Raw genomic sequence first — 24,551 nt, 5'->3', positions numbered from 1 at the left:
ATATGGCTGTTCTTAGCTATGGTTCCAACTTCTGCACAATACATTTTACCCAAGAAGGGACAAGGACAGACTGATGGGATTTTTGAGCATTGATTGGTGACAGTTCATGCATGAGGCGAATCCTGATCAGATACAGGAATTACACTACCATCATTAAATTCCTTTACAATCTGGCCTTCTCTCGTCTTATACACAATATAGATTTCGTTTGCCTTGGCATCCAGCCTTGCCCGATCGCCGGTAAGCTTTATTAACTTTTGTAGAGTTTTAATTTTATTCATCCAGTTCATCGTCCGCATCAGCATTTTGTTTACAATACAACACACAACTATTAAATGAATTATTTAAGCTAATTGTAGGGCCGTCGCGTATCTTACCACAGACCTCATGTGTACAACTACATCCTCAATTGCAGCAGTCTGCAAATATATGATCATTATAATAAATCAGCCAGTAAGGCTTTTAGAAATCCTCCACTGGCTGACATACGTGAGAAATTATTTTGTTACTATGCGCTGCTGTTCATCTACTACGACGTAATCCAATTCGATTGCCTTCTGAATCCCGTTCTTAACTGCTTTCTCCAAAGCACTACCCGATCTAGCATATCCGAGTATTTTAACTACTTGCTTTATTAACTCCTCTTGGGGAAGACTGATCTGCGAAGCAAGGATAAATTTAACGGCAGCTGCTATTTCTTCAGGCGGCAAATCTTCCGCAATACGGCGCTGTGATTCATCTAATGATACTCTAAATACTCCGTATCGATATGGTTCAACTTCATCGGGCCAGAAAAATACAGCTCCTTCGGTTTCTGTTGTCTGGGGTTTTACCTTGTTAAAAAGCTCCGTAAATCGTTGATCCAGCTTCGTTCCTAAGCGTGTAATTCCCCAAGCTTGCAAAACGCGCTTAGTAAGCAAACCACGGCTAATGGGACCTTCTTCCTTTATGACCTGCTTAATTTGGCCAAGGATTAATTCAGTATTGGCCGGAGAATTGAATAAATCAGATCCTAATGGTACAGGATCGAGTGAGCTTTGAATGTAATCATGTATTTCTTCTGGCTTGCTCGGCAAACTAGCTTCAACGAGGCTTTCAAGTTTTGAAGGAGGAGCCGTCTGAACCCGTTTCATAGAATGACCACTTTCAGGATTAGTTTCAAGAGTCCCCTTCCTTCTATCGTCTTTGGCATGTTGAATTGCTTCAATAATAAGACGAATATTTCTTCCCTTGTTCTCCCACCAGTCCGGACTCCATACCCGATAGATTGTCCAGCCAAGCTGCTTCAGAACTTGTTCGCGCAAAATATCACGATCACGGGCAGTTTCGGCATTCTGATACATAGGACCGTCAAGTAGAATACCAAGTATATATTGACCTTGATTATCTGGATCCAGTATCCCAATATCGACACGATACCCCGATACGCCCACATAAGCTTCAGTATCATATCCATGAATCTTTAATTCTGCGGTGAGACCGCGATGAAGGTTAGATATGAGTGGTATTTGCTCTAAAGCTTCACCCACTGGCAGTGCTCGTTTTCCTTTTTCCGCATACTCTAGGAACGCTTTAAGCCCTAGCACCCCCTGGGCACTGATACGGCTGGCATTCAAATGATGTGAACGAAGCGTCGAGAATACGAGCATTTCATGTCTGGCTCTGGAAACGGCCACATTCAGGCGTCGCCATCCTCCCTGACGATTCAAGGGACCAAAATTCAGACTCACCTTCCCGGATGAATCGGGTCCATAACCTACTGAAAATAAGATGACGTCCCGTTCATCTCCTTGTACGTTTTCCAAGTTTTTTACAAACAATGGCTCCGACATTTTTGCCAACAAAATCTCCAACTCTGGCTCTTGTTTGAAGGCATCTTCAAGCATATCCTCAATAAGCGTTTGCTGAATGGAACTGAAGGTAACAACACCTATACTACGCTCTCTTAGTAGAGGATCTTTTACCCTACGAATAATTTCTGAAACAACGGCTTCCCCTTCCGCCCGATTTTGTTTCGTACGTCCGCGATCATAGAATCCTTCTATAGGGTACCATGTAACACTTGAAACGGGTTCATCTGGAGATGGGAACGTTAACAGCTTATTATCGTAATAATGCGCGTTGCTAAAGGCAATCAAACTTTCATGTCGACTGCGGTAATGCCAGGATAGATGCCGCTCAGGCATTCCAAGTGCCAGACAGTCATCCAAAATACTTTCCATGTCCTGCAATGACTGATCTTCGTCTTCAGATTCATTACTACTCTTCGAGAAAAAGCTTGTCGGCGGCAGCTGCTTCGGATCACCCACAATAACAGCCTGATTCCCTCTGGCCAATGCCCCAACCGCTTGTGCCGTAGGAACCTGGGAAGCTTCGTCAAATATGACAAGATCAAACTTTGCACCGTTTGAATCCAAGTACTGGGCTACGGAAATGGGGCTCATCAACATGCATGGTACTAGTCTAGGAAGCAAATTAGGAATTTGCTCAAAAAGCTTACGGATTGAAATATTTCTTCCTCCGCTCCGGATCGCTCGCTGTAAAATCCCAGCCTCAGAGCTTTGTGCCGCTTCCTGCGTCATTTGCGGAATTTTGGAGGAAAGACGCGCTACAATCTCTTGCTGTGTTAGTTGGGAAAAATAATCGTCGGCTTCCTTAAAACGGTTTATTGCTTCCTCAAATAAAGTTCCCGAGAAAGCTCGCAGACGTTCGTCCCGAGCAATGATGTAATTGGCCATCGCTTTGTAAAGCCCGCGTTCAAATCCGGTATGAAGCTGATCATTAGTTAGGGCACCCTGTTCGTATGGAATAATTAGTGGAAGCAGTCCTGCCTCCTCACCTAGAGAGCGAATTCTACGCCAAGTACTCCAATCACGTAATCCATCAAGATGCGTTGCCCAAAGACCGGCTTTGTCTAAAATGAAAGCAAACCAATCTTCGGCATCTGGAGTGGACCTTAATTGTTCATACTGAATTGCTAACAGCTCAGCTAATTTTTTTTCATCTTCAGTAATACGGTTAAAGCTTTCTGTCACATCTGAAAAGAGCTGATTCTGATTAGTATCTTCTCGACCGTTAACAAGAAGCTCCGCCATTTGACTTCTCGCTTGACTAGCCAAAGAAGAATTTTGGAACCACTTTACGAGAAGCTCCTGTACTTGTTTTAGCCAATTACCAGCTTCCGAGATTTCTTCCCATTTGCCCTCTTCGTTCCATATCAAACTATGACCGAGCAAAGGAGCTGCATCCCCTTTAGCTTCATTAAGCTTTTGCTCTTCTTCTTGCCAGGATATAATCTCAATTAGCGAATCCTTTACTTGATCTTTAGAGAGAGTATTTCCGGAAATCAGCAGCTTTTTCATCATTTTTAAAATACGGTTTTGACCACTCCATTTTGGTAAAAACCATTGGAGCTCCATTCTGTTCCATTCGGATAACATCATTTTTGCATCAAACCGAAGGATCTCCGAAGAAGTGAACCGGGAAAGTACTTTTTCCCTCAGCTTATCTCTTCTTCTTCCTTGATCGGCTGCAGCTTGAAGCAAAGCCATAGAAGCGTCTGCATCGGTCGCTTGAAGCAAGGCAGGTTTAATATCAGGGACACGGCTAGCCAACTCGCAGAATCGGACGAGTACAGTAATATTGCTGTAAGTCAATCCGGAGTGCTCCAATTTAAATCTCTCCGCTGTTTTATTAATAGTACCCCGGAGTCTCGAAAGCTCGGGAATATATCTTTTTAGCAGCTGGTCTACATCAGACTTCACAGTTTGGGAGTACGAGATTATGCGGGCATCACTCCAAGGGTTACGGAATGGATCTCCACATTGAGAGCCGGCAACTTGAATTTGTGAAGTAAGGTCTTTCCATGCTACTAATTTTTCAGGGTTCAACCCTTCAATGGCCGCTTCATTGAATCGAACTGCGTCCAAACCTTCAACAGAACCTTCTTTTTCATAACCAGATATCGCATCAAATAGAGATAATCCAAAATGATGCTTATGATGCAGAGCCTCCACATATCCATTTAATTCGCTTCGCAGTTGAAACAATCGTTCTGCCTGACTCCCCCATGCTTCCGATGGAAGAACTCTTCTCGTCTCGATTGCCGAGGCTAATTGATCGAGAACGGATTTTTTTGTGCTTTTGTTTGAATGCAGCTCCAGGCAGAAAGAGCCGACGCCGATCTGTTCTAGCCTTCGTTGTACGACAGAAAGTGCAGCCATCTTCTCTGCAACAAACAGGACTCGCTTTCCTTTGGCCAATGCATTAGCAATCATGTTTGTAATGGTTTGCGATTTCCCTGTACCCGGCGGTCCGTGAAGAACAAAGCTCTGGCCATCCGTCGCAGCTCGTATAGCGGATAATTGCGATGAATCGGCACTTATAGGAATAGCTAAGCTTGTAGGGTGGTCTTTATCCAGTGACCCTACAGCTGCATTTGAATCCTCTTGCCATTTCAACTTTCCTTCCATGAGGCTTGCGACGATTTTATTTTCAGCTAATTTATCGGCTCGTGTGCGGATATCGTTCCACATCACAAATTGACCGAAAGAGAAGAGACCCAAGTATGCTGTTTCTTCCACATCCCACCGAGAAATATTAATCAAGGCGTGTCTAAATACGTTGAATACTTGCTTCAATGCAATTCCCTTCTCGTCTCTTGGGAGCGGGTCCAGACCGTCAATACCGATGCCAAAATCTTGTTTCAGCATCTCAAGCAGCGTGATATTCATATGCGGTTCTTCATCTCTAGCGCGAATCACATATCCAAGGCGGGATGACTTACGCAAAATATCAACCGGAATCAAAACTATCGGTGCATATCGAGGCACCTCGCTTACCGGTGATTCATACCATTTTAATAAACCAAGGGCAAGATACAACGTATTCGCGCCATTTTCTTCGAGAGAACTTTTGGCTGAGCGATATAGGTGAACCACTCTGCGCTCTAGGTCATTAGCACTCAAGTCAATGCGCAGACGCTTCCTGTTGAATTCTTCTCGAAGCAGCTGTGCAAGCGGATGATCGGCATTTATGCTTTGATACAAAGTGGCATTTCGCCCGTTGTTCTCCCAATCACCTGGTTTGGCAAGCAGCTGAAACTCCTCTCCTTCCGCAAGCGCGTCTTCCAAATCGCCCAACTGAGCCGTTATGACTGGAATGCTCGATTTCGAAAGGCGAAAATTTAGAAGTGAATTCCGCAGCGTCAAATCAAGCAGCCGACGCTCCCACAGCTTCTGTCTCGTTGCCCGAGGAAGGGAATCAACTTCAGTCGGTTTTTCAAGCACATCCAAGATCTCAGGAGCAGCAGTCGCTGCCGTTTCCATCTGAGATTGTTCCAGCTGTTCTATTATCCATCCGTCAGCCCCAGCCGTTCGCAGCGGTAGAGGCCTAATAGCAGCCGCGCGCGCTCGACGTATATCCACTAGACAATCGAATTTATCTGGGTCTTGTAAATGTGCCTCTGCAAGCTGAGCCGCTCTATCAAAGCTTATAGAAGGGCCTTCTACAAATGCTGTCGATTCGATAATACATATTTCATTTATTCCGGTGGCGATCCTCTTAGTTAAAACGGATATATCATCCTGCACACTTTCAGCAAACGTCTCCTCCTCAAGCCAAACACCCGAGAAAGCATGTCCTTCAGTAAAAATAAGAAGCGGATGCAGACCAATGGCCTCTAGACAAGCTGCATACAATAGTGACAAGTCAAGACAATTACCAATCCGGTGTGTGAAAATGCTCTCCGGAAGACGAACACGCTGACCGATGAGCTCAAAGCTTGGAGGGGCAACGCAATAGGCAATGCCTCTGTTTTGTAGTGCCGAATAAATAGCAGCCGCTTGTATGCGAACCCGATTCGGGTCCTTACTCTGATAAGCTGTAAATGAAGAGTTCCCGCTCCACGTTCCCAGGATGTCCGCAGCTTCACGTACAATCTGAAAAATGTGCTGGTGGTTAGGCGTAACATAGGCTGCGATCATTTCAGGTAGAATTGCAAGTCCGCTCCACTCGTCAAATGCCAGAACCGAAATATTCCCTCGTTCTTGAAGTATCTCTGATTCACCTTGCCATACAGATAGGGTCAGTGTACCGGTAATTCGCTCTGATAACTCTCCGAGATAGGCAGCCGACATTTGCAAATTAATAGCCCCAAGATCAATCGACTGACCAGCTGGCAGTAATTCATAAGAACGACTCCACTCATGAGCAAATTGCGGCTCTGATGTCAGCTTAATCGTTATCCCTCGGATCTCTTCCTCTGTCGGATTCGTAATTACTATTCTCTTCACTACCGGCACGTGATTCTGCTGCATACCATAGTTTACTGTCTCGCTATATGACCACTCACAACGAATGTTTCTTTCCAAGTCCTTCGGCCTCCAATCCCTATGATGCTACTTGAGTCTCTTGATCCACCAAAATTTCCAATTAGTTCTATAATATCACTAAAGTCTGCATATTTCTGCGGCTTTCGACATAAATACAAAAAAACCATTCCAAAACGATTTCTTTGTCAGAATGGTCAATTCTAATCATATATATAAATCTATACATGCCTGCTGTTTTTACATCTACTCGAATTCATCCTACTCTGAACCTTCCAAAATCGTACTGCATGTGCCATAGGTTCTATTTATGACGTTTTCATTCTGATCAAGCTCATGTATTTTCTACTAATTTCATTATTCATAGACTCTGCATACTGATCCGAATAATAGATAATCGTTCTTCCTCCTCCATTAGGTGTAGGTCCATCAATAACTTTTAACATTAACGATTCACCACCTAAATCATACGCCACAGTTTAGTGTAGAAAGCATGGTAGTTCACGCCCCGACCGAAATAGTCGCCTCACACATTTTGTACTACTTGTTTCGTTCAGCTAACCCTTATTAACCCCATAATCTAATATCGATTTATAAAATTGCTCCGTGTCCGCGTGACTAGGAAGCCCCGAGACCTGTCCATCCCCAATCTCAATAACCGTCCAACTTCCGCTTGCGGTTTTGGCGATATCCATCGTAAAAAACCGGCTCTCTATACCCTCTGCTAATTTTATAAACGAATCCAGCCCTGTGATGCTCTGTTGATAGTCCGCCTCATCCCAATACTCTGCACACTGAATCAGCTTGTGATTTAGAAAAAACAACCGGTACTCATTCGATAATGGCATACCGCTTTTCGGATGCTTGGTGAGCTGCTCCAGTTGAATAAACTCGCGAATCACAATGCCTTCATTAAGCTCTGAGCCTTGACGATCAATGAAGTTTTGAACAACTACCTGAACCCTCTGCTTGTCGGATGCATCGGGTATATAACATGCCTCTTCCCACTCATGTTTTCTGGACTTTACGTAATCCTTGACTAGAGCCGGCTTGTTTGCGAATATGCGCATCTTTTCAAACAGAATATCAACCCCCTTGGAAAGCTCCCCTATTTCTAACCAAATACTTTGTGGAGTTACCTCTTGAATAGCGTCATAAGAATAAGGGAAATAGTGGCCATTTCTATATTGAGAAGGAGAGTTTATTAAGAGAGCGTTTTTCTGCTGCAGTGCATCATATAACTGCTCGTAATCGCGCGGGTTCAGCATCCATCCTCTGTAAATGAACGTTTCAGGTGTTTCGAATGTTGGAATCCGTTTAACTGCCTTTGTTAAGTTTCCATCCAAAACCGATTCAAGAGAAATCAAATGGACATCCAGTCCCAGGTTATTGGCACTCCTAAATTCATGCTCATATTCCATATCTACGGCTTTGTCATTCAAAGGATCAGAGCAAAAAACGATCTTCATCTGGCATCCTCCTCACATTTATCGTTTTTAGGACTTATTCTTCATCGCGGCGACTTTCATGAAAGGCCGCTACCTCCTTATCAATAAAATCCAAAGCTTCTTGTTCGTAATAAATCTCTCCGCACTTTAAACATCGGCTCGCTGGCACTGCCGGGATTGTAAGCTTGATTCCATCAATGGAAAGCATTTTATTCTCTAAAACGATTTCTGTCCCAAGCTTACCACATGCGGGACATATTGCATCATTATAAGTACCCTCATTATTTTTGAATTTTCTTATTTCCTCTTTGCTGCCATCACATATTCCTAAGTCAACTTCTAGCTCCAGCAAAAAATCACTAATTACACTGTGCTGCTCATCCGTTAAAGTATGGTTGTTCTGATAATAATTTAATAGGCTCACAAAACAAAAGTCACTAGGTACAAATACTCCTGCCGCAGACTTTATTACACCAAGTTCTTCAAGCTCCTTGTTTGTAATCATGAGCACCCATCCCCTTCGGTTAATGTTAATCCTTAGTTTATCAATGAGAAGAGACAATAGATTGTCATCGAATATGTTTCTACAAAAAAAACCATTCCACGACATCTTAACTGTCAGAATGGTCTCTTATCCTAATTATCCATTGTAAATATTCATCCATGCCTGCAATTGTTCTTTCATGGTTTTCCTATATGATTTTGGCTCCAAAATTTCTGCGTTAGGACCATACTGGTATACCCAGTTAAGAAACTCCCTATCGTGATTAAGGGTAACTTCAACCATCAGGCTCCCATCAGGCAGATCCTTTATCTTAGGTTTTACGAACATTTCTTCCTCTTTAATATAACGAGCTACTGCCGAAGGATCCCGCTGATTTTGGTTCATTTGTGTTACACTTTTATACCAACTTTACACCAATGGCTAAAAAATTTCTCCTGTATTACCATTTCAACTTGCTGTTTCATTGAAAAAATCCTGTATTAACAAGGTGTTTCGGTAACTGTTTCATTTCGAACCAGCAGCGCTACGCTCTCCAAATGCACCGTATGCGGGTACATGTGGGAATTGGTTGGATTCTGTGTTAGTTGGTTAAAACCCTTGATATATAAGGGTTTTAACCATAGCATATTGTTATTTTAGTTTGAGTTCTATTGCTTGTTGACGATGTTCGTCAACAAGATGTCAACAATAACAACATAGGATTGCATAATCAACAGAGTCGAACCAGACCTCATCGATTCCAGTGGATTAAACAGTAGGAACTCTTCTTATACAACGCATTTTTCAGTTTTAATTTTTACTGTCTGTAAAAAAAGAGAACCGCCAACGGGGCGTGGGTTCGGGGATTATGGTAATTTTTTAACGGGTGAGCGATAGGAAAAACTAAGAAATAAAGCCTTGTGTATCAAGAGTTTGAGTAATTTTCTGAAAATGAAGGCATTTCATTTTCAATGCGCCGCGGACTGCAGAATCGCTCATTCCCTACCAGAAATCCTGCCAGACATTGTCGTTTTGATCACAGTACTACCAGTATGTGTATGCAATTCTCCCAAGTAAACCGATATGTTCGACAACCTACGATACAGGTTTTCGGACTTCGGCATGTTTTAATGTATCCTTGGTGTTCCTAATTTAATCCTAGCAATAATACGAATCCTTTAATGCCAGAATTGTCATTTTGAGAATACGCAGATATTCTTTACGGCTTCGAATCCCTCTAATAAATGAAGTATCCATCCCGGATTTTCGAAGTTTTTCGATCCAATCCAACGCAGCTTCACGACCTATTCCTTGCTCGAGCATCCCATAGTAGATGTACACCAACTCGTTGCTGACGTTGGTATTGAACACCATTGGATCATCTGAGTTCACATTGACTAGAATATTGGACAGATCTCGATTTCCAGCAGACTGAATTTTGAATAACTGGTTACCGAACATCGAGTCAATCTCTCCAATCGCTTCGTTCGAAGATGGATTAACCTCTATTACGATGCCAATGCTGGAAATCTTATGGATCAGGTAGTTTTGCATGTCTGCGGCAATCACTTGCTCATTCTCATTCATCATTACGTAGATCGGCTCATTCAGCTTACGTAAAGTATCTTCCTGGTGATAGGATTCGTACAGCCTATCTACCGATTTCCGGGCGTCCTCCTTCATCCCCCCCTCATCTATTTTCCGATCTAGCTTTTGATTATTTAAAATTTTTGCTTCGAATGCCACTCGCTTGAAGCGCCTTTTGTAAACTTCATACAGTGTGGGGACTCGAAGCCCGCCTTCAGGAATTAGATCATCGAATAGACTTCTCGCCATCTCATCAATTCGTCTCTCCAAGTATACCAATGTCTCTGTATGAAGCTTTGTTGTGCGACTGCACACTCCCCATGTCCATAACAGATTGTCCAAATATTCACCACGAGGTATAATTACGAGCGGATTTCGACGAACCCATTCCTCAATATCCACACCTAGTGCAATTCCATGTCCGATGCGATCACCTGCATGTAGCTTGCAATAGTCAATCACTTCATCCATACGCCGTAATCCTGAATTCAGATGCCGGAATTCTTCGCCTGCATGAAAAGTAAAGAACAAACTTTGACTCGGTAAAATATTGCCTTCTGGATCAATAATCCGTAATGAGTCATACTGACTATCCCGCGCTTCTTCGAATACGGGTGCAAACACTTGTACAGGAGTGTTATTTTCAAGGCTTGCCGCATCTAGTCCGACTATAAAGTTCATGACCATCGGGACATTTTTACGAAGCTGCTGAATCATTTTGACTTGCTTTATATATTGCTCCTGATGTTCGCCAAAATGAAGTCCTTTTAATGTATGGTCTCGTTCCTCATCATATAGTGAAATATCCTTTTCCATGTCGTCTGGACGCTTGATCAGATGATAAACAATCCCGATTAGTGGAAATTCCACATTGGGGTCTTCTTCCACTTTATAGTCTTCTTTCAGGATTTGCTGGTAGGATTCTAGAATTTGCAGCAACTTCCGACGATTTAGCGCTTCATCGTTTTTAATTGAAATTCGTAGCTCAATCTTGCGCAAATACCGATTCTGAAACAGCGTCCGTAGCATCATAGTGAAATAGTCTTCTTTATCCCAAATACCCTCTGTCGACCGGTCAAAATACCCACGAAAAAAATCAAGACCATGCATAATTGTAGGTTGCGTCACTTGCTGATAAAACTCATTTTTGATCGAGATATACTTGAAGAACACACGAAAGAACTGCTCAAAGTTTGGGTCTAGCTTAGAATCGCCCTCGATTTGTCGCTTATATGAAATAGCTTTGTGCAAAAAAATATTTTCACCATAAGTCTTAATATGGCGATGTTCAGGGAAGATTGTATTTACAAAGTCGATCGATGACTTTTCTTCTTCATTGATAAAATAAATTTGAATCCGATCAAGCGCTTCTTTAAGCTTCTCTAATGGAGCAAATAGATTGTCCTGACTACGAACCAAATCTAGCAGTAGCTTTTGTGTTTCCGAATCCTCCTCAAAATTAGACTTCAGCCATTCAAATAAAGGCGTTCTAGGTTGAGGGTTAGGGGAAGAGGTAGGATCAGTTAAGCTTGGCTCTTGATCCTTCAAATAGAGAGCAAGTACCAAACGCAGCAATCGTGCTGTCAAAATATACTCCTGTACTTCTAACGAAGCAGCCAGATGATTCGGTTCAAACTTCTTAAGATAGTCGGGCGGACAAAGGTTATTCATTACCATTTGCCATAAAATCGAGAAATTGAACGCTGCCGATGCATGAATATGATTCTCGGCAACACCCCTTCTCAACAGATCATCTAACGGGGCATCTGCAAGATTGATATGCTGGTAAAACTCATGAAGCTGCACGGGATCATGAATATTGTTTTTGGAATGATGCAATGCCACTATTAAATCGAGCGGGATAAAACGGCTGATTGCATGGAAAAAATGCACTTTATCCTGGTCTTTATATTGATCCATAAAATCAATGAACCGCCAGCGTTTATGTCCATTCGCATCATTCTTCCAATATTTGAAAATAACATCCCCATCCCGATATGAAATCAACGCTTCGGAATATTCATCCATAACCTGGAAGTAATGCTGGTATAACTTTTTTTCGATGTGAGGTTGTCCTGTACCAACAGGATTATGTGCAAAACCATGTCGCTGAGCATCTCTCTCGCTACATAACATCGGATAGAACTTCTGAAGCATGAGATTAATTTCATCCAAGCTATTCGGTTTGGCTTTACGCAGAATCTCATCATGCAGCTTTCGCTGCATTTGTTTTCGTGCTTGCTTACGCTTTTCTTTTGCCTCTTCGCCTGCTCCTTCATATTCCAGTACTTGCAAAATCTCATGCTGACCGAAAAATCTTAGATTCTGAAACGGAAAAAGGGAAACATTTATAAGTAGGTTAATTTTGTCCAGCATCTGTCTCACCGCTAGCTTCCTCTTCGGCATCTTCTAAGCGCAGATTAAACTCCCTGAGCTCAGCTTCAGTCCGATTCCGGACTTTCTCATATGCTTCATCCAAGCGTCCTTTGATGAAACGCTTTGATTTCTCATATTCCTCATCTTCTAGGAATTTTTGAGTGCTTGTAATATACGCATAGTATAACTCTAAGATAAATTTATCATTTCCTTCAAATAATGATTGCTTTTCGTCATTTTCATTCACGTAATACTCCCCAATTAAGGAGCTATTGTTCAACAAAACAAGAAACTCCTTAGCTTCTTTTTGTCCGTACCAAACATAATTGTTTTGCGCTAATGATTTTACTGTCGATAACATCTTTTTATAAGAATCAAAATCTACCACGTACGTAATGTTTTCGGACACTTTACTATTTCCTTCAATTATATCCAATGTTCTGCGAACGAAATATTTACATGAATTATATTTTGTATTATAGCCAGCAGGATTATCGAGAAATTTTTTGAAAACCTCAATATTTTGTTCAAAGCAAATATCAATTTCAATACGATTTGACTGAAGTTTTTGAAATATATGATTGCTAAACTTCTCCAAATGTAATTCTATTGTCTGCAATACACTGTCTGGAACATTATTGCTTTGATGACTAGACAACCAATCAATTAAACGAATCAACGTACGAGCAAAGTCACGAAATTTATCCTGAGCAGTTGTTGCAACTTTTCCAGGGAGATCCCCTGCAACATCTTGCTCAAAACTAAGCTGTTTGTTTTTTCTAATCATGGTTAACTTATTTATTAATAAATCCTTTTTAATATTGATATTCTCATCATCATTTAGTTGGTTTATTAGATTTCTTGGAACTAAATTACGCAACACTCCTTGAAACATTTGCTTGGTCTTCTCGAACTCTGGGTTTACAGTACACAATTCTTCCAACGTATTCAGAGTAAAATTCACCTCTGCAACTTTCTCAATATGGGACTTGCTATAAAGCTGCTCTAGTACGTACGGATATTGCTCAATTAATTTTGCCATCTGAAGTACTGCAAATCGATCCTTCTGATCTTTTGCTGTATCATTTATATACTCATAATAGAAAGTATCAAATGAAGACTCGGATAAAAACTCCAGAATTAACATTGCTGAGCGAAGATCCGTATAAAGAACCAGTCCCCGAATCATGTGATATAACTGCAAATAATTCCATCGTTTAGGATCAAACTTATGATCTTTATTTGCAAATTCATCAGCTTTTGAACGAACCAAGCTACTAAATAATCGATCTATTAATTGACCATATGCGCTGGGATCATACTTAATATCTTGCAAAAGATATCTTATCATTTCCCCGATAATCAGCAATTTCAAAGTTAAATTGGTTTCCATAGAAACCAGAACTGAGTAATCAATGAAAGAACTTTTCACATCGCTTCCCCAGCGCAGAAACTGTTCAAAAATCAATTCTTGTTGCTCCATCAGCTTGTTATTAGAAAGGATTAATGTATCGACAAAAACCTTAACATAACTGAATTTATCTTCCTCGCTAGGTTGGTCTTCGCTCACTCTAAGGAGCTGTACCAAATGATAGTAGGCATAAACAATCCCACGTGGTCTTTCATCAAAAATTGTATAACTCTTTTTAATGGGCAAAGTGCCTTCACGGGAAGTCTCTCTGTCATTTTCAGTTATAGTCTTTATTTCCCTATAACTGAAAATTGATTGCTCACCCATCAACTTTGCAAGCTGACTCAGCAATGTAGCTTTGCCAAATGCAAAATAAGGGATCGTCTCCTCATTCCATTTGATTAACTGATGCCGTCTTGCCGAAGGAATAATTTTTTTCAAATATTCATGAGCCAGATCCGCCTTACGTTCTAAAATAGTGAGTGCCTTCCCCTCACTTAACTTCAAAGAATCGCGAGCGATCAGGCCGACTTCTCGTAACGGCTCGTCAGCAAGTAATGCCAAGGTCAGCGACTCCTTCAAAATATCATAGTCACCAGACAGCACCGTCACGATATTAGGGTGATTCGTATACTGCAAGAGTGCATCCATCAATTCTCTTGTCTTGGAAGTTTTCAAGTCGATATCATCGATAAATATATAGATCAGTACTGTCTCTTCACATTTGTTTAATGCCTTCTTCACACACACAATTTCATCAATTAGTTCATTCAGCTTATTTTTGAAGGCAATATCAGGAATTAGTAATCTAGATGATTTCTTAATATGAGTCGCCAAGTCTTCATAATGATGGCTTAGCACGCTACGATATTGACTCTCGGTATATAAGTGAAACTCAATCGTTTCGCTAATAATATGTTTTAGTGGATTATTAGGTATTAATATTCCGTTATTGTAGTATCTGTTATTATTTAGGCATCTAGGAGTATTCGAGTTTGGCTGTAGCCTCTCCAAATCTTTCAATAGCTTGTTTCCCTCAGCTTGTAGAAATCCTACTATAGAGCCGATTATCTTAGTATTTTCCCCAAAATTATCCGGTTCAATTAGAGGCAGCAAAATGTTTTCTTGGCTTTTCTCTAATTCTTCTCGCAAAGTATAGAGCGCCGATGACTTCCCTGTGCCTCTTTGTCCAAAAATTCCGATTGTATTATTAATGTCCTGCTTTCTAGTACTTTGTTTTCTATCTTTGTTTTCAGACTTTGCAGCATATTCCCTAATCTCTTTTAATTGTTTGAGCATTACTTGATAAGTTGGCATGATTTTAACTATTTGCTCACCTAGAGCTCTTGCACCTATGATTACTTCGTCTTCCATTGTTCTTTCTGCATCCTTCCTATTCATTACTCATTCGCGCCTCCTATATAAGAGTCCCTACTTTTGTCACCTGCACACTTGTTTTATTCCTCAATAATACTTGATTTTTTATCCGCGGTTTCTTTCAAATATCCTGTAAGTATCTCTACAAACTTAACATCAGCCGGAGCAAATTCATACTCCTCCAGATCTTTCGAATACACCCATTCACATTGGTCATGATCAATTAATATCAATTCCCCACCCACATATTTTGCCTTATGCGCATACAGCCGAATATGTGTCGGTCCATAATAATGGTCATTTACACCGAATGATTCATACGGTTGAATTTGAATATTCATTTCTTCTTGCAATTCTCGCTTGAGACATTCTTCAACAGTTTCATTATTCTCTATCTTGCCACCTGGAAACTCCCACAAGCCTTCTTGGGCTTTACCTTTCTTACGTTTAGCTATTAGAATCTGACCATGCTCGTTTTCAATTATCGCTGCAGCTACCTCAATCATCGCCTTCACATCCTAACCGATTGCTTTATTTGCCGCTGGCACCAATTCCGGAGGCATCTCTTCCTTCAATCTCCAAACGAAACTCATGGGTTTATTCCCTTCGTGCCTTACATATTCGGCTTCTCCTAAGAAGACAAAAGGAGAAGTGAAGTTATTCTCCTCTTTATATTCACGGACAAATAATGCAATTCTATTTCCCATCTGTTTATGTTGGATGTAGCGTTTGGCCGTGTTGGTTTCTTCTGAAATACGACTCTGAGTTTGCCAATGAAAGAGACGTTCATTAATGGCGTAATCTTCATACTGAGTTGACGGGGAAAAGTCTTTTTCGGATTTATTCAGTGTAATAAAGAAAATATCGGTCCCCTTATCCTCGAAATACTTCACGCCCTCACGAAAAGCTGGAGCCTTTTCTTCATTCCAAAAGCCGAAGGCCGCCAGCACTTGGTCCGTTGAGTATGTACAGTGTAGGTCTAAGGGGCAATCGTATGGAAACTCGTTCCTTTTATCGACAAAGTTAATATGTGCGTAGTTATATTTAAGTATTTCGATTATCTCTTCCTTAAACATTTTGCAGGAAACAATAGACTGAACAGCATGATCAATGTCCAAATATCCTTGGTTTTTCGGTTCTGACCGATAGAACGTATAATAAAACATATTCAACATCAGACGCTCTTCTTCTGTTTGTATGGGCTTCCCTTGCTCTAGATATTCGATTAAAAAGCCTAAAAGTCTCCGTGAGTTCATGCTTAACAAAGCCGGAATTCGTTTTGTCAGGTACTCCTTATTCACAAACTCAAATGGCTCGATTAAACCCGCTTCAACCATCAACCCTCGGAATGTTCGATTTCCATTACGTCCACCGTAGAAATCATATTGACTCATTCCGTGATATCGAATGAAATTTTCTAGTGTTAAACTTAATCCAGTATCTTCTGCAAAATATTTTAACTTAACAACCAGACTCTTCCTATTAATTGTGGTTTGCTTCAGATTTCTTAGGATGTATTCTTTAGCCTGTTTCTCAAGCTGAATGAAGCTTCCGCGTGGTAGGCTGGAAAACCCGTGCTCGACGTAGTGCTGAACGGAATGCTTTGTTTTGCCAAGTATAGCTCTAAATTTCTCTTGGAAATTATATTCTTTTTGCGCTTGTCCAATAAAATCAAGAACCGTTAAGCATTCTTTTCCGTCTGCCAAGCGAAGCCCTCGACCAAGCTGCTGTAAGAATACGGTCAAGCTCTCTGTAGGACGCAAGAATAAGATCGTGTTGATCTCCGGTATGTCTACCCCTTCATTGTACAGATCGACAACGAAGATCACCTTGATATCACCTGAAACTAATCTACCCTTTGCAGAACTACGCTCCTCATCGCTAGACTTTCCATGCAGTGCAATAGCAGCTATCCCCGACTCATTGAAAACCTTAGCCATATAGAGGGCATGATCCACACTCACGCAAAATCCAAGTGCTTTCATATCATCCAAATCTGTTACATATTTTTTTAAGCTATTTATAATTTGACTTACCCGAATTTTATTATGGGTGTATAAGTTCTCGAGCTCATTGAGATCGTAACCACGCCTTGTCCATTTGACTTGAGATAAATCAACACTATCTGTCACACCAAAATAATGAAAGGGACAAAGCAACTTCCGATCAATCGCATCCGTTAAGCGAATTTCTGCCGCGATGGTGTCATTAAAATAGTGCAATACATCTTTTCCATCCATCCGCTCAGGAGTGGCTGTTAACCCTAATAATATCTGAGGCTGGTAATAAGACATAAGCTTTTGATAAGAAGGCGCCGCGGCATGGTGAAATTCATCAATGATGATATAATCATAAAAATCTGGAGTTGTTATTTCAGCAAGCTTTAATGTATTAAAACTTTGAATACTAATAAACAGATGATCAATGGAATCGGCTTGATTACTCCCAACATGAAGCTCTCCGAAATTTAGATCCTTCAAGATAAACCGGAATGTATCCAGACTTTGCTTCAGGATTTCCTCGCGATGGGCGACGAAGAGTAGTCTTGCTCTCTGATTACGACCGGCAAACCGCTTATAATCAAATGCAGAAATAACCGTTTTCCCTACCCCAGTAGCAGCAACCAACAGATTTCTTGTTCTTCCATAAATCACTCTCTGAGCCTCTAACTTCTCTAGAATTTCTTTCTGATAGTCATAGGGTGTGATGCTAAATTGGAAGGTTAATAAATTGCTCTCCTGTTCCTTCTTTTTTCCAAGTGCTTGCTTGAGCAATAATTGATGCTCCTGATCCGAGATGGAGAAATTCTTAAATTCCCGATCATTCCAGTAGCTCTCAAAGGTCGCCTCTATTTTCTTTAGAACATCATAGGAATCCTTCTCCGTAACTTTGACATTCCATTCCAAGCCGCTCGTAAGAGCAGGATTTGATAGATTGGACGACCCCACGTAGGCTGTAGTAAAGCCTGTATCTCTTTTAAATAAGTACGCCTTTGCGTGTAATCTTGTGCGGTCCGTGTCGTAAGAGATTTTAATTTCTGTGTTCGGTAGCTTGCTTAATTCAATGATGGCCTTATAATCCGTTGCTTCCATATAGGTTGTTGTTATGACACGTAAACGGCCCCCATTTGATGTGAACTCCTCTAACTGCTCCATTAGGCAGCGCAGCCCACTCCATTTAATAAAGGAAACCAATAAATCAACCTTATCTGAGGTTACGATCTCGGTTTTTAGTTCACTCATCATATTGGGCTCCGAATGAGATCCTGTAAATAATGAACTTTGTGACAATGGAGTTGTAGGTCTATTAACCTTGGAATCCTTGATGCTACGAATGTGGTTCAGCTTGGAATATACGTAGGTTAAAACCTCACCCCGTTCATCAAGCTGCCATTCCCTTAACTCCTCGTTCCCTAGAGTATTGCGAAGGGTTGCAATAAGTTCATTGCAAGTCCGCACCTGCAAAAGAAGCGCATCTTCATCATCACTATTTTGTTCACGAATCATTTTCAAAGCTCTTCGTGTCACTGCAGCTAAATAATTAGATAGTTGTTTTCGTGCTTCCTCTGGATCAAGTTGTTCTATACCAATTTCGTATAGCGAAGGATCCAGGTCCGACAACTGTCTCCTTGTAATATTATTAATAATTTGCTCGTACAGTCCCTGCTTCATAAAACACCTCATCTACAAATACAAAATTCTTGAATCCCCTCTCAGTGTCCTTTACATCTAATCATTTTAGTGAATGTGAGCATCATCAATACGATTGTTTCTAGACACCTCCATTTTACCAAGGAACGGTTTCTTTTTGTTTATAAATTGAAACGAGGGTACCGCTAGTCGGATACCCTCTTCTTTATTTTCTCATCAAAGATTCTTGAACGTTGCCACCTCATGATATTAAATTTGCCAAGAAGACTTAATGAGAATCGTTCCAGGACGATCAACTAATACAGCAATAATGTTTATCGGTAATACACATGTCGTTCTTCGCAAATAGCAAGGTCGGCACACGATAATGGTTCTTTTGTGCTCTTGTTAACAAAACTCAATGTATAATAAGGGTTATAGTAAGCTTCAGCCTCACAGCCATCTCTTTCCCGAGATAGTTGCTGAAGTTTCGGTTCAAACAAACCAATTACATAAGCATGGACATTTTTTTCACGCTCTCTCAATACACGTTCTCTTCCGGCTTGAGAAACGACAAAACTTACATTGCGAAGTACAATACGATCAGTGTAACCAATGACCCTTCTCGTCTTTGCATCCCGGATGGAAAAACATCGCTTCACAGCGTGATAGGCAATGCGCACAATTTGCCCAGGTTCTAAAGTGTATTTGTTCATTCCTTTTCCCTGCCTTTGACTGGTCTTACTAACCAGTATGCAAGGAAGATGGGAGTTTAGACGTGTCTTTTAAAATTTATATTATACCGTGCAGACACATGGAACAGTATCATCTGGCTGACCTAAATAACGTGCTGTCCCATCCCGCTCGAGCTCTTCCCGGAATTGTTTTAACGTAAATGGTCCCCCGTTACGTTTTAAAATAGATACGTCCTTTTCAAAGTGAAGACGGAACTGGTCTTCCATTTCTTCCTGCTCTTTATAGACGTCTGGCCAAGTCTGATAGAGATGAGCGTAGTGCTGGTAGCCTCCTCTAACGCAGCGTCCACCGCAATTGGCGTGAGAGAAACCGAGCTCATACATAATTGGAAGCTTAATACCCCATTCTTTAACGATAATTGACTTAGCATCGATCTCTTCGCGGAACAGTGTGATCAGCGGAAATCTTGTCTCGACAGGTTCAATAGGAACATGCGCGTAGAACTCCCGAAGATTGTCTGCTCGGTGCTGTTCGTGACGGCCAATTCCAAAATATAGAATAGGTTCGAGTCCATGCTCATCACGAAGTTCCTCTAGAAAGATGATTGTCTGGCGTACCTTCAGCTCCTCAGAGCACTTCGCTAGGCGAGAGTTACCCATAAAACGATAATCATAAAACACTTGTTCTGGTGTACGGCCGTCTGTTCGATAAGTTATTTCCAGCCCTAAATAGTCTGCGACTTCGTGCATGAATCTGTAGTTATCTTCGTGTTCCCACAGCGTGTTCGTGAAGAACAAAATGCAATTTTCCTTGCCGTAGGTCTGGACCATATGATGTGCAACGTAAGCAGAGGAAGCCCCTCCGCTATACATCGCGACGTGGACGGGCTTGCGTTCCATCAAATTCACACTCCTTCCGATGTATCTTAGCATTAAATTTCTTGCATCAATTTTGCGAGCAGGGAGCGAAGCTCAGCTGTCGAAACGTCCTTGCCTGCGTACTTGAGCATATTCTTGACGTTGGCGTAAAGAACGTTTGCTTTCTTAGAAAGTTCAATTGGAGGAAGATTTTCTGTTAACGCCGCAGCGATCTCTGCTGATGAAGAAGATTTCTCCCCAGCGTCAAGCAATTCCCATTCGTAGCGAAACTGCTGCAAAAATAACTTCTGGGTTGCATCTGACCAATCACGACGACTAACTCCAACAAGGTGCTCAGCCAGGCGGTCAATGGCGGATGGAATAACTCCATCATGAACCTCAGATAACGCCACTGGCACAGTCAGCAACCTGCTGTTCAAACCAGCTCGCTCTACTGGCAGCATCTCTAGTTCCAAAAGTAGATCCTCCATAGACGCTTTGCCCGTCAACTCACTCACATGATAACCTAATTCCATTTCGTTTATAGCCAGAAATTCTTCAAGCTCCACCTTTGCTGCACGGGGTGCTTCCCCCATAGTAACGAGTTGTCTCAAATATGTGTATGGATCTACCTCCGAAGACCGAATTGCCGTTCGGACGCGGAGCGTTTGTTCCGAAACGTGCTCCGTCATTAAGGCGAACTTAGGTAATGTCCGCAGCCAACGAAGCAGCTCCTCTGATAACTGTACGAAGCCCGTGCATGCCTCCTGTGGTAGATCAAACTGCTTACCTAATGCGAGGAGCTGTTCCCTCTCCTCAACGGATAGATTGTAATAACGGTATTCGTACTGATCAGCATGTTCAATCAGCTCTACGATACCCGCCCCTGCCAGATGCGTAGTAAGCATATCGTGAGCATAGAACATGAGCTGTTCCCATACATCGCGTAAAAGAGCAACAAATAATACAGGAACGACAGCCGCCCGAATACCGTATGGCTCTAATCGAAACGGCTCAATAAGGTCCGAAAGTCGTCCGATAGGGCGCTCTTGAAGCCGCCCAACGAGCATTGTTCGCAGACCATTTAACGAATCACAGCACTGAATAGCGCCCTCAGGAGTAAGTACGTAATTATTATTCTTTAATACACTTGCATAAATGAGATAATTCGGCCCATAACCAGTAATGCCCAAGTTTGGCTCGTTTGGTTGTCTGATTAAACGATCAATAACGTCAATCATCGCACGCTTTTGGACAGATGAGATGCGATTACGGTTGAACGCTTCGTTTCGGATGGACGGCGTGAGATAGAACTTTTGACCAAGACGCTCGCTAATCCTTTGTTCAAGCCCCCGCTCGTCGCGAATAGTGAACTGTTGTTTGTTTGACCACCACTTCAACCCACCAAATTCAAAATATCGTTGGACAAAGGATCGTATACTCATGCCAGTCTCTTGCTGCAAGTATTGGAGTTCACTCTTTAATCGACTGTCCTGGGATAGGAATATACTGTCCTGAAGTAGCTGTTCCACTACGTGATAACGTGAGAGTGCTTCCTTTATGCTCTCCATGGTAAACGTCGGGAGCGCGACAAGCGATGTCCAGTCTGCGTGTTTTACATCCCGCAGAACTTCCTCCATCACTTCCTTGTCTGGAAACAGGCTGAGCAAGATGCGGTCATCACAAGACATGTCCAAGAGCGACTGAGACTCGTCTAGCATAGCAGGGAAGGCAAATCGCACTTCAGCGTATCGCAGCATATCCATCCGGTCGTTGTACTCATATGGAAGGATGTACGAAATCGGCAGATGGCGGTCAAGCAGCTCGAGTTGGCGTGTATCGGAAAGTACCGTTACAGCTGCCCTTTCCTCGACAAGAGCGACAACATCGATCGAACTTCCATCATATAGCTCCCATTGCGCACGAATGGTATTAAACCTTGCTACCTTTGCTCCAGATAACTGCTCAAGTGCCGATGTCACTACTCTTTCCGGCACACCGAGAGCGAACGCGAGAAATTCGGTTGTCAGTGACTGCTTCTGTGTAAAGCGTGCAACAGCCCAAAGGGTCATCAATTCTACAATTCGACGCTGTAACGGCTCACGATCGTCGATAAAGGGAATAACTACATGATACAGTTGTAACGTTGGCTGATCACGAGTTTCAGCACTGGCTACATCAAAAAAGTGAAATAGTTGATCAGCATAGTAGTAACCGTCATTCTTTAGTACATGATTTCTCATTCCGTATGATCCATTATCAGTAAAGAAAGAAAACAGCGTTCGCTCGTTCTGGCCAAAAATATTAGATAACTCCGGCAGGAGCACGGCTCCTGTCGGATGAAGCGGGTAAAGCGCTCGTAAGATACTAATTTCAATCTGATGCGTCGTATAACCGGTAAAGAGCGGGTATTGCTGTAGTGTCTCTACCGATTCATTGGCTTTAGCGTTTGGTAATGTTATTTCATTAAGTTCAGCTGCCGCTTCACCGGCAAGCCGCAGGTATGTAGCTTTGTCCGTTTCCAAGCTATACGCACGAAACCGCTTTTCCACCTTCTCGAATTCGATTTGGATGGACTCACGGTTATACGCAGCATACTGACGAATATGCTTATGACCGATAACAAGCAGCTGCATGTTTTCCGTATGGTTTACGAACTCGGCGAGATCTTGCAGATCCTGCATATTGCGCATTGAGTTAGGTCCTTCGAGTGTTTGCAAGAAACGACCGAACTCATCGTACACAATGAGTAGTCCCTTGCCCTTCACCTTCAATTCGCTCGTGATTAGTGAAAGATTGTCAATGAACAACTCCTCGTGATCTATCATCCATGGCGTACCTGAAGTAACAGAAGGATAAAATGCGATAAAACGACGGATCGTCTCCTCATCGGCGTTATCGATCTTATTGAGCCAATCTTTGATTGTGAGACCCAAAGACTCGATATGCTTCTGTAATCCTTCGAATGCAGCCGGATAAGCCGCCTCCCATCGCTGCACTGTTTTTAAAATCATCATTACTTCGTTTGGAGTCGTCATTTCGATGTTTTCTTGTTTTAATTTCCTGTATATAGAGCGATTTATGATTGCACGGAGCTCCCCCGTGTTGCCATTGATGATGACAGGAACGTAAGTCCGCTCGATAGCTTCAAATTCACGTAGCTGCGTGGCGAGAACTGTATCAATATGATCCGCTTGCAATTGTAACTCGCTCCTCCAACTGGAAGAAAACGCGCGCGTTAACAGCTGGCTCACGATCGTCGCAAGGAATGACTTACCTGTTCCATACGGCCCAATGAGCAAGTGCGCTCGCGTTCCGCCAGAGATCTCACTCTGCACGATACCGCGGAGCACATCAGAATGCTGAGGCGACAGAACATATTGAGTAAGAAGGTGCTCATCGGTCAGATCGAATTGTAAGTTAATACTTGCTCGGAACCGAGGCTTGTGTTGAAGTTGGTCTATTGTGTGGATCATGAAACGACCGACCTCCTCTCGAACGCTCGAGCAAGGAACCGATGTGGCTCCTCGGGTTCGAAATTGAGCGTGTTCAACTGATTAGTCCTGACAAATTGAACTCTAAATCGCGATTCCACATGCAACGCCTCGAGCACTTCAAGAATCTGTGACGCGCTCATGTGGAAGAGGCGTCCCCAAAGCAATGGCTTTAGCTGCAACTCCTCCCAAGTCACGCTGTCAACCTCATGCTGCTGAGCATAGACGAGTAGTGAAAAGTACAGGGCATCGAGGTCGAGGTCAGCAAGGGCTGGACTCCGCCGCGTTAGTAACTGTCGTGTTTCTTGCAACAGCTTTAGTGATGTAAGTGGGCTGGCAACCACTTCCTCCGGATCGTCACCGAAGTGCGAACGGGCTGTATACATCTGACGAATACACTCGAGATCTCGCCGAAGTGATTGCTCTGAAACCGGCTTATCCTGCTCTTGCTTCGCCCACTCGTCGAGGAGAGGGAGCAGTTCATCAACTGAAGCCGATCTTTCATTGCAGACATTGAAATACCAATACCATGCCGAAGCTCGTTCCTTGTCGGTGGCAAGTAGAACGTGCAATACTGCCGCCGTTAGTGGGAGACGTACGAAGCGGTCGTAATCCCGCACGAGCTGTCCAACGTCGGTAAGTACGTGAATCGGCTTCTTTGCCTCGTTCTTACTCTCCAGCATCATTCCAGTTGCCACTGACCAGTAACGAAGCGACTTAACCATGTTCCTCCCAAGACCGATTTTTTCAAACCCAAAATCGTCGTAGAAGAACCTCGGGTCCTCCGCTACCATCTTAAACGCTTTGGCCAGCCAGTTCACTCGCAAGTAGAAGCTTTGATGATGTCCGAATCTCATGGCGCG

At 42.4% G+C, this 24,551-nt stretch carries 12 protein-coding genes and 1 pseudogene; all 13 read right to left on the bottom strand.

Annotated elements, in window-relative coordinates:
- Positions 1-104 precede the first annotated feature (104 nt).
- The 13 genes and pseudogenes from DVH26_RS04700 to DVH26_RS04640 all read right to left on the bottom strand — a co-directional run bounded on the left by DVH26_RS04700 (position 105) and on the right by DVH26_RS04640 (position 24,545).
- Complete coding sequence (locus DVH26_RS04700; RefSeq protein ID WP_239631663.1) at positions 105-281, bottom strand: hypothetical protein; 177 nt, start codon at positions 279-281, stop codon at positions 105-107.
- 216 nt (positions 282-497) lie between these two features.
- Entirely contained in the window at positions 498-6,371 is a 5,874-nt protein-coding gene (locus tag DVH26_RS04695) for an anti-phage protein ProA (protein ID WP_239631661.1), read from the bottom strand.
- Positions 6,372-6,886: 515 nt separating this feature from the next.
- A complete protein-coding gene (locus DVH26_RS04690) occupies positions 6,887-7,798 on the bottom strand; it encodes an ATP-grasp domain-containing protein (RefSeq protein ID WP_239631659.1) in 912 nt (303 codons plus the stop codon).
- Positions 7,799-7,832: 34 nt separating this feature from the next.
- Positions 7,833-8,282 (bottom strand): YgiT-type zinc finger protein, encoded by a 450-nt coding sequence (locus DVH26_RS04685; protein WP_239631656.1) that lies wholly within the window; start codon positions 8,280-8,282, stop codon positions 7,833-7,835.
- Between the two features lie 135 nt (positions 8,283-8,417).
- A pseudogene (locus DVH26_RS04680) lies at positions 8,418-8,678 on the bottom strand (WYL domain-containing protein); the annotation flags it as partial.
- Positions 8,679-9,419: 741 nt separating this feature from the next.
- On the bottom strand, positions 9,420-12,233 hold the full coding sequence (locus DVH26_RS04675) for an amidohydrolase family protein (protein WP_239631654.1): 2,814 nt from the start codon (positions 12,231-12,233) through the stop codon (positions 9,420-9,422).
- Entirely contained in the window at positions 12,208-15,036 is a 2,829-nt protein-coding gene (locus DVH26_RS04670) for a P-loop NTPase fold protein (protein WP_239631652.1), read from the bottom strand. The genes DVH26_RS04675 and DVH26_RS04670 overlap by 26 nt, the downstream gene beginning before the upstream one ends.
- 56 nt (positions 15,037-15,092) lie before the next feature.
- Positions 15,093-15,518 carry an 8-oxo-dGTP diphosphatase MutT gene (mutT, locus tag DVH26_RS04665; RefSeq protein ID WP_239631649.1) on the bottom strand — a complete coding sequence of 142 codons (426 nt, stop codon included), beginning with the start codon at positions 15,516-15,518 and terminating at the stop codon, positions 15,093-15,095.
- A 12-nt stretch (positions 15,519-15,530) separates the two neighbouring features.
- On the bottom strand, positions 15,531-18,683 hold the full coding sequence (locus DVH26_RS04660; RefSeq protein ID WP_239631646.1) for a DEAD/DEAH box helicase: 3,153 nt from the start codon (positions 18,681-18,683) through the stop codon (positions 15,531-15,533).
- Between the two features lie 293 nt (positions 18,684-18,976).
- Positions 18,977-19,357, bottom strand: coding sequence for a hypothetical protein (locus tag DVH26_RS04655; RefSeq protein WP_239631644.1), 381 nt, complete (start codon positions 19,355-19,357; stop codon positions 18,977-18,979).
- An 81-nt stretch (positions 19,358-19,438) separates the two neighbouring features.
- On the bottom strand, positions 19,439-20,236 hold the full coding sequence (locus DVH26_RS04650; RefSeq protein ID WP_239631641.1) for a phosphoadenosine phosphosulfate reductase domain-containing protein: 798 nt from the start codon (positions 20,234-20,236) through the stop codon (positions 19,439-19,441).
- Positions 20,237-20,268: 32 nt separating this feature from the next.
- Positions 20,269-23,670 carry a hypothetical protein gene (locus DVH26_RS04645; protein ID WP_239631629.1) on the bottom strand — a complete coding sequence of 1,134 codons (3,402 nt, stop codon included), beginning with the start codon at positions 23,668-23,670 and terminating at the stop codon, positions 20,269-20,271.
- Positions 23,667-24,545 carry a DUF4007 family protein gene (locus tag DVH26_RS04640; protein ID WP_239631626.1) on the bottom strand — a complete coding sequence of 293 codons (879 nt, stop codon included), beginning with the start codon at positions 24,543-24,545 and terminating at the stop codon, positions 23,667-23,669. The genes DVH26_RS04645 and DVH26_RS04640 overlap by 4 nt, the downstream gene beginning before the upstream one ends.
- Between the last annotated feature and the right edge of the window lie 6 nt (positions 24,546-24,551).

Source organism: Paenibacillus sp. H1-7 (assembly GCF_022354825.1).
In the GTDB taxonomy this organism is placed as follows: Bacteria; Bacillota; Bacilli; order Paenibacillales; family NBRC-103111; genus Paenibacillus_S.
Note: the sequence above shows the minus strand (reverse complement) of the source record. Positions and strands in the feature narration are given on the sequence as shown.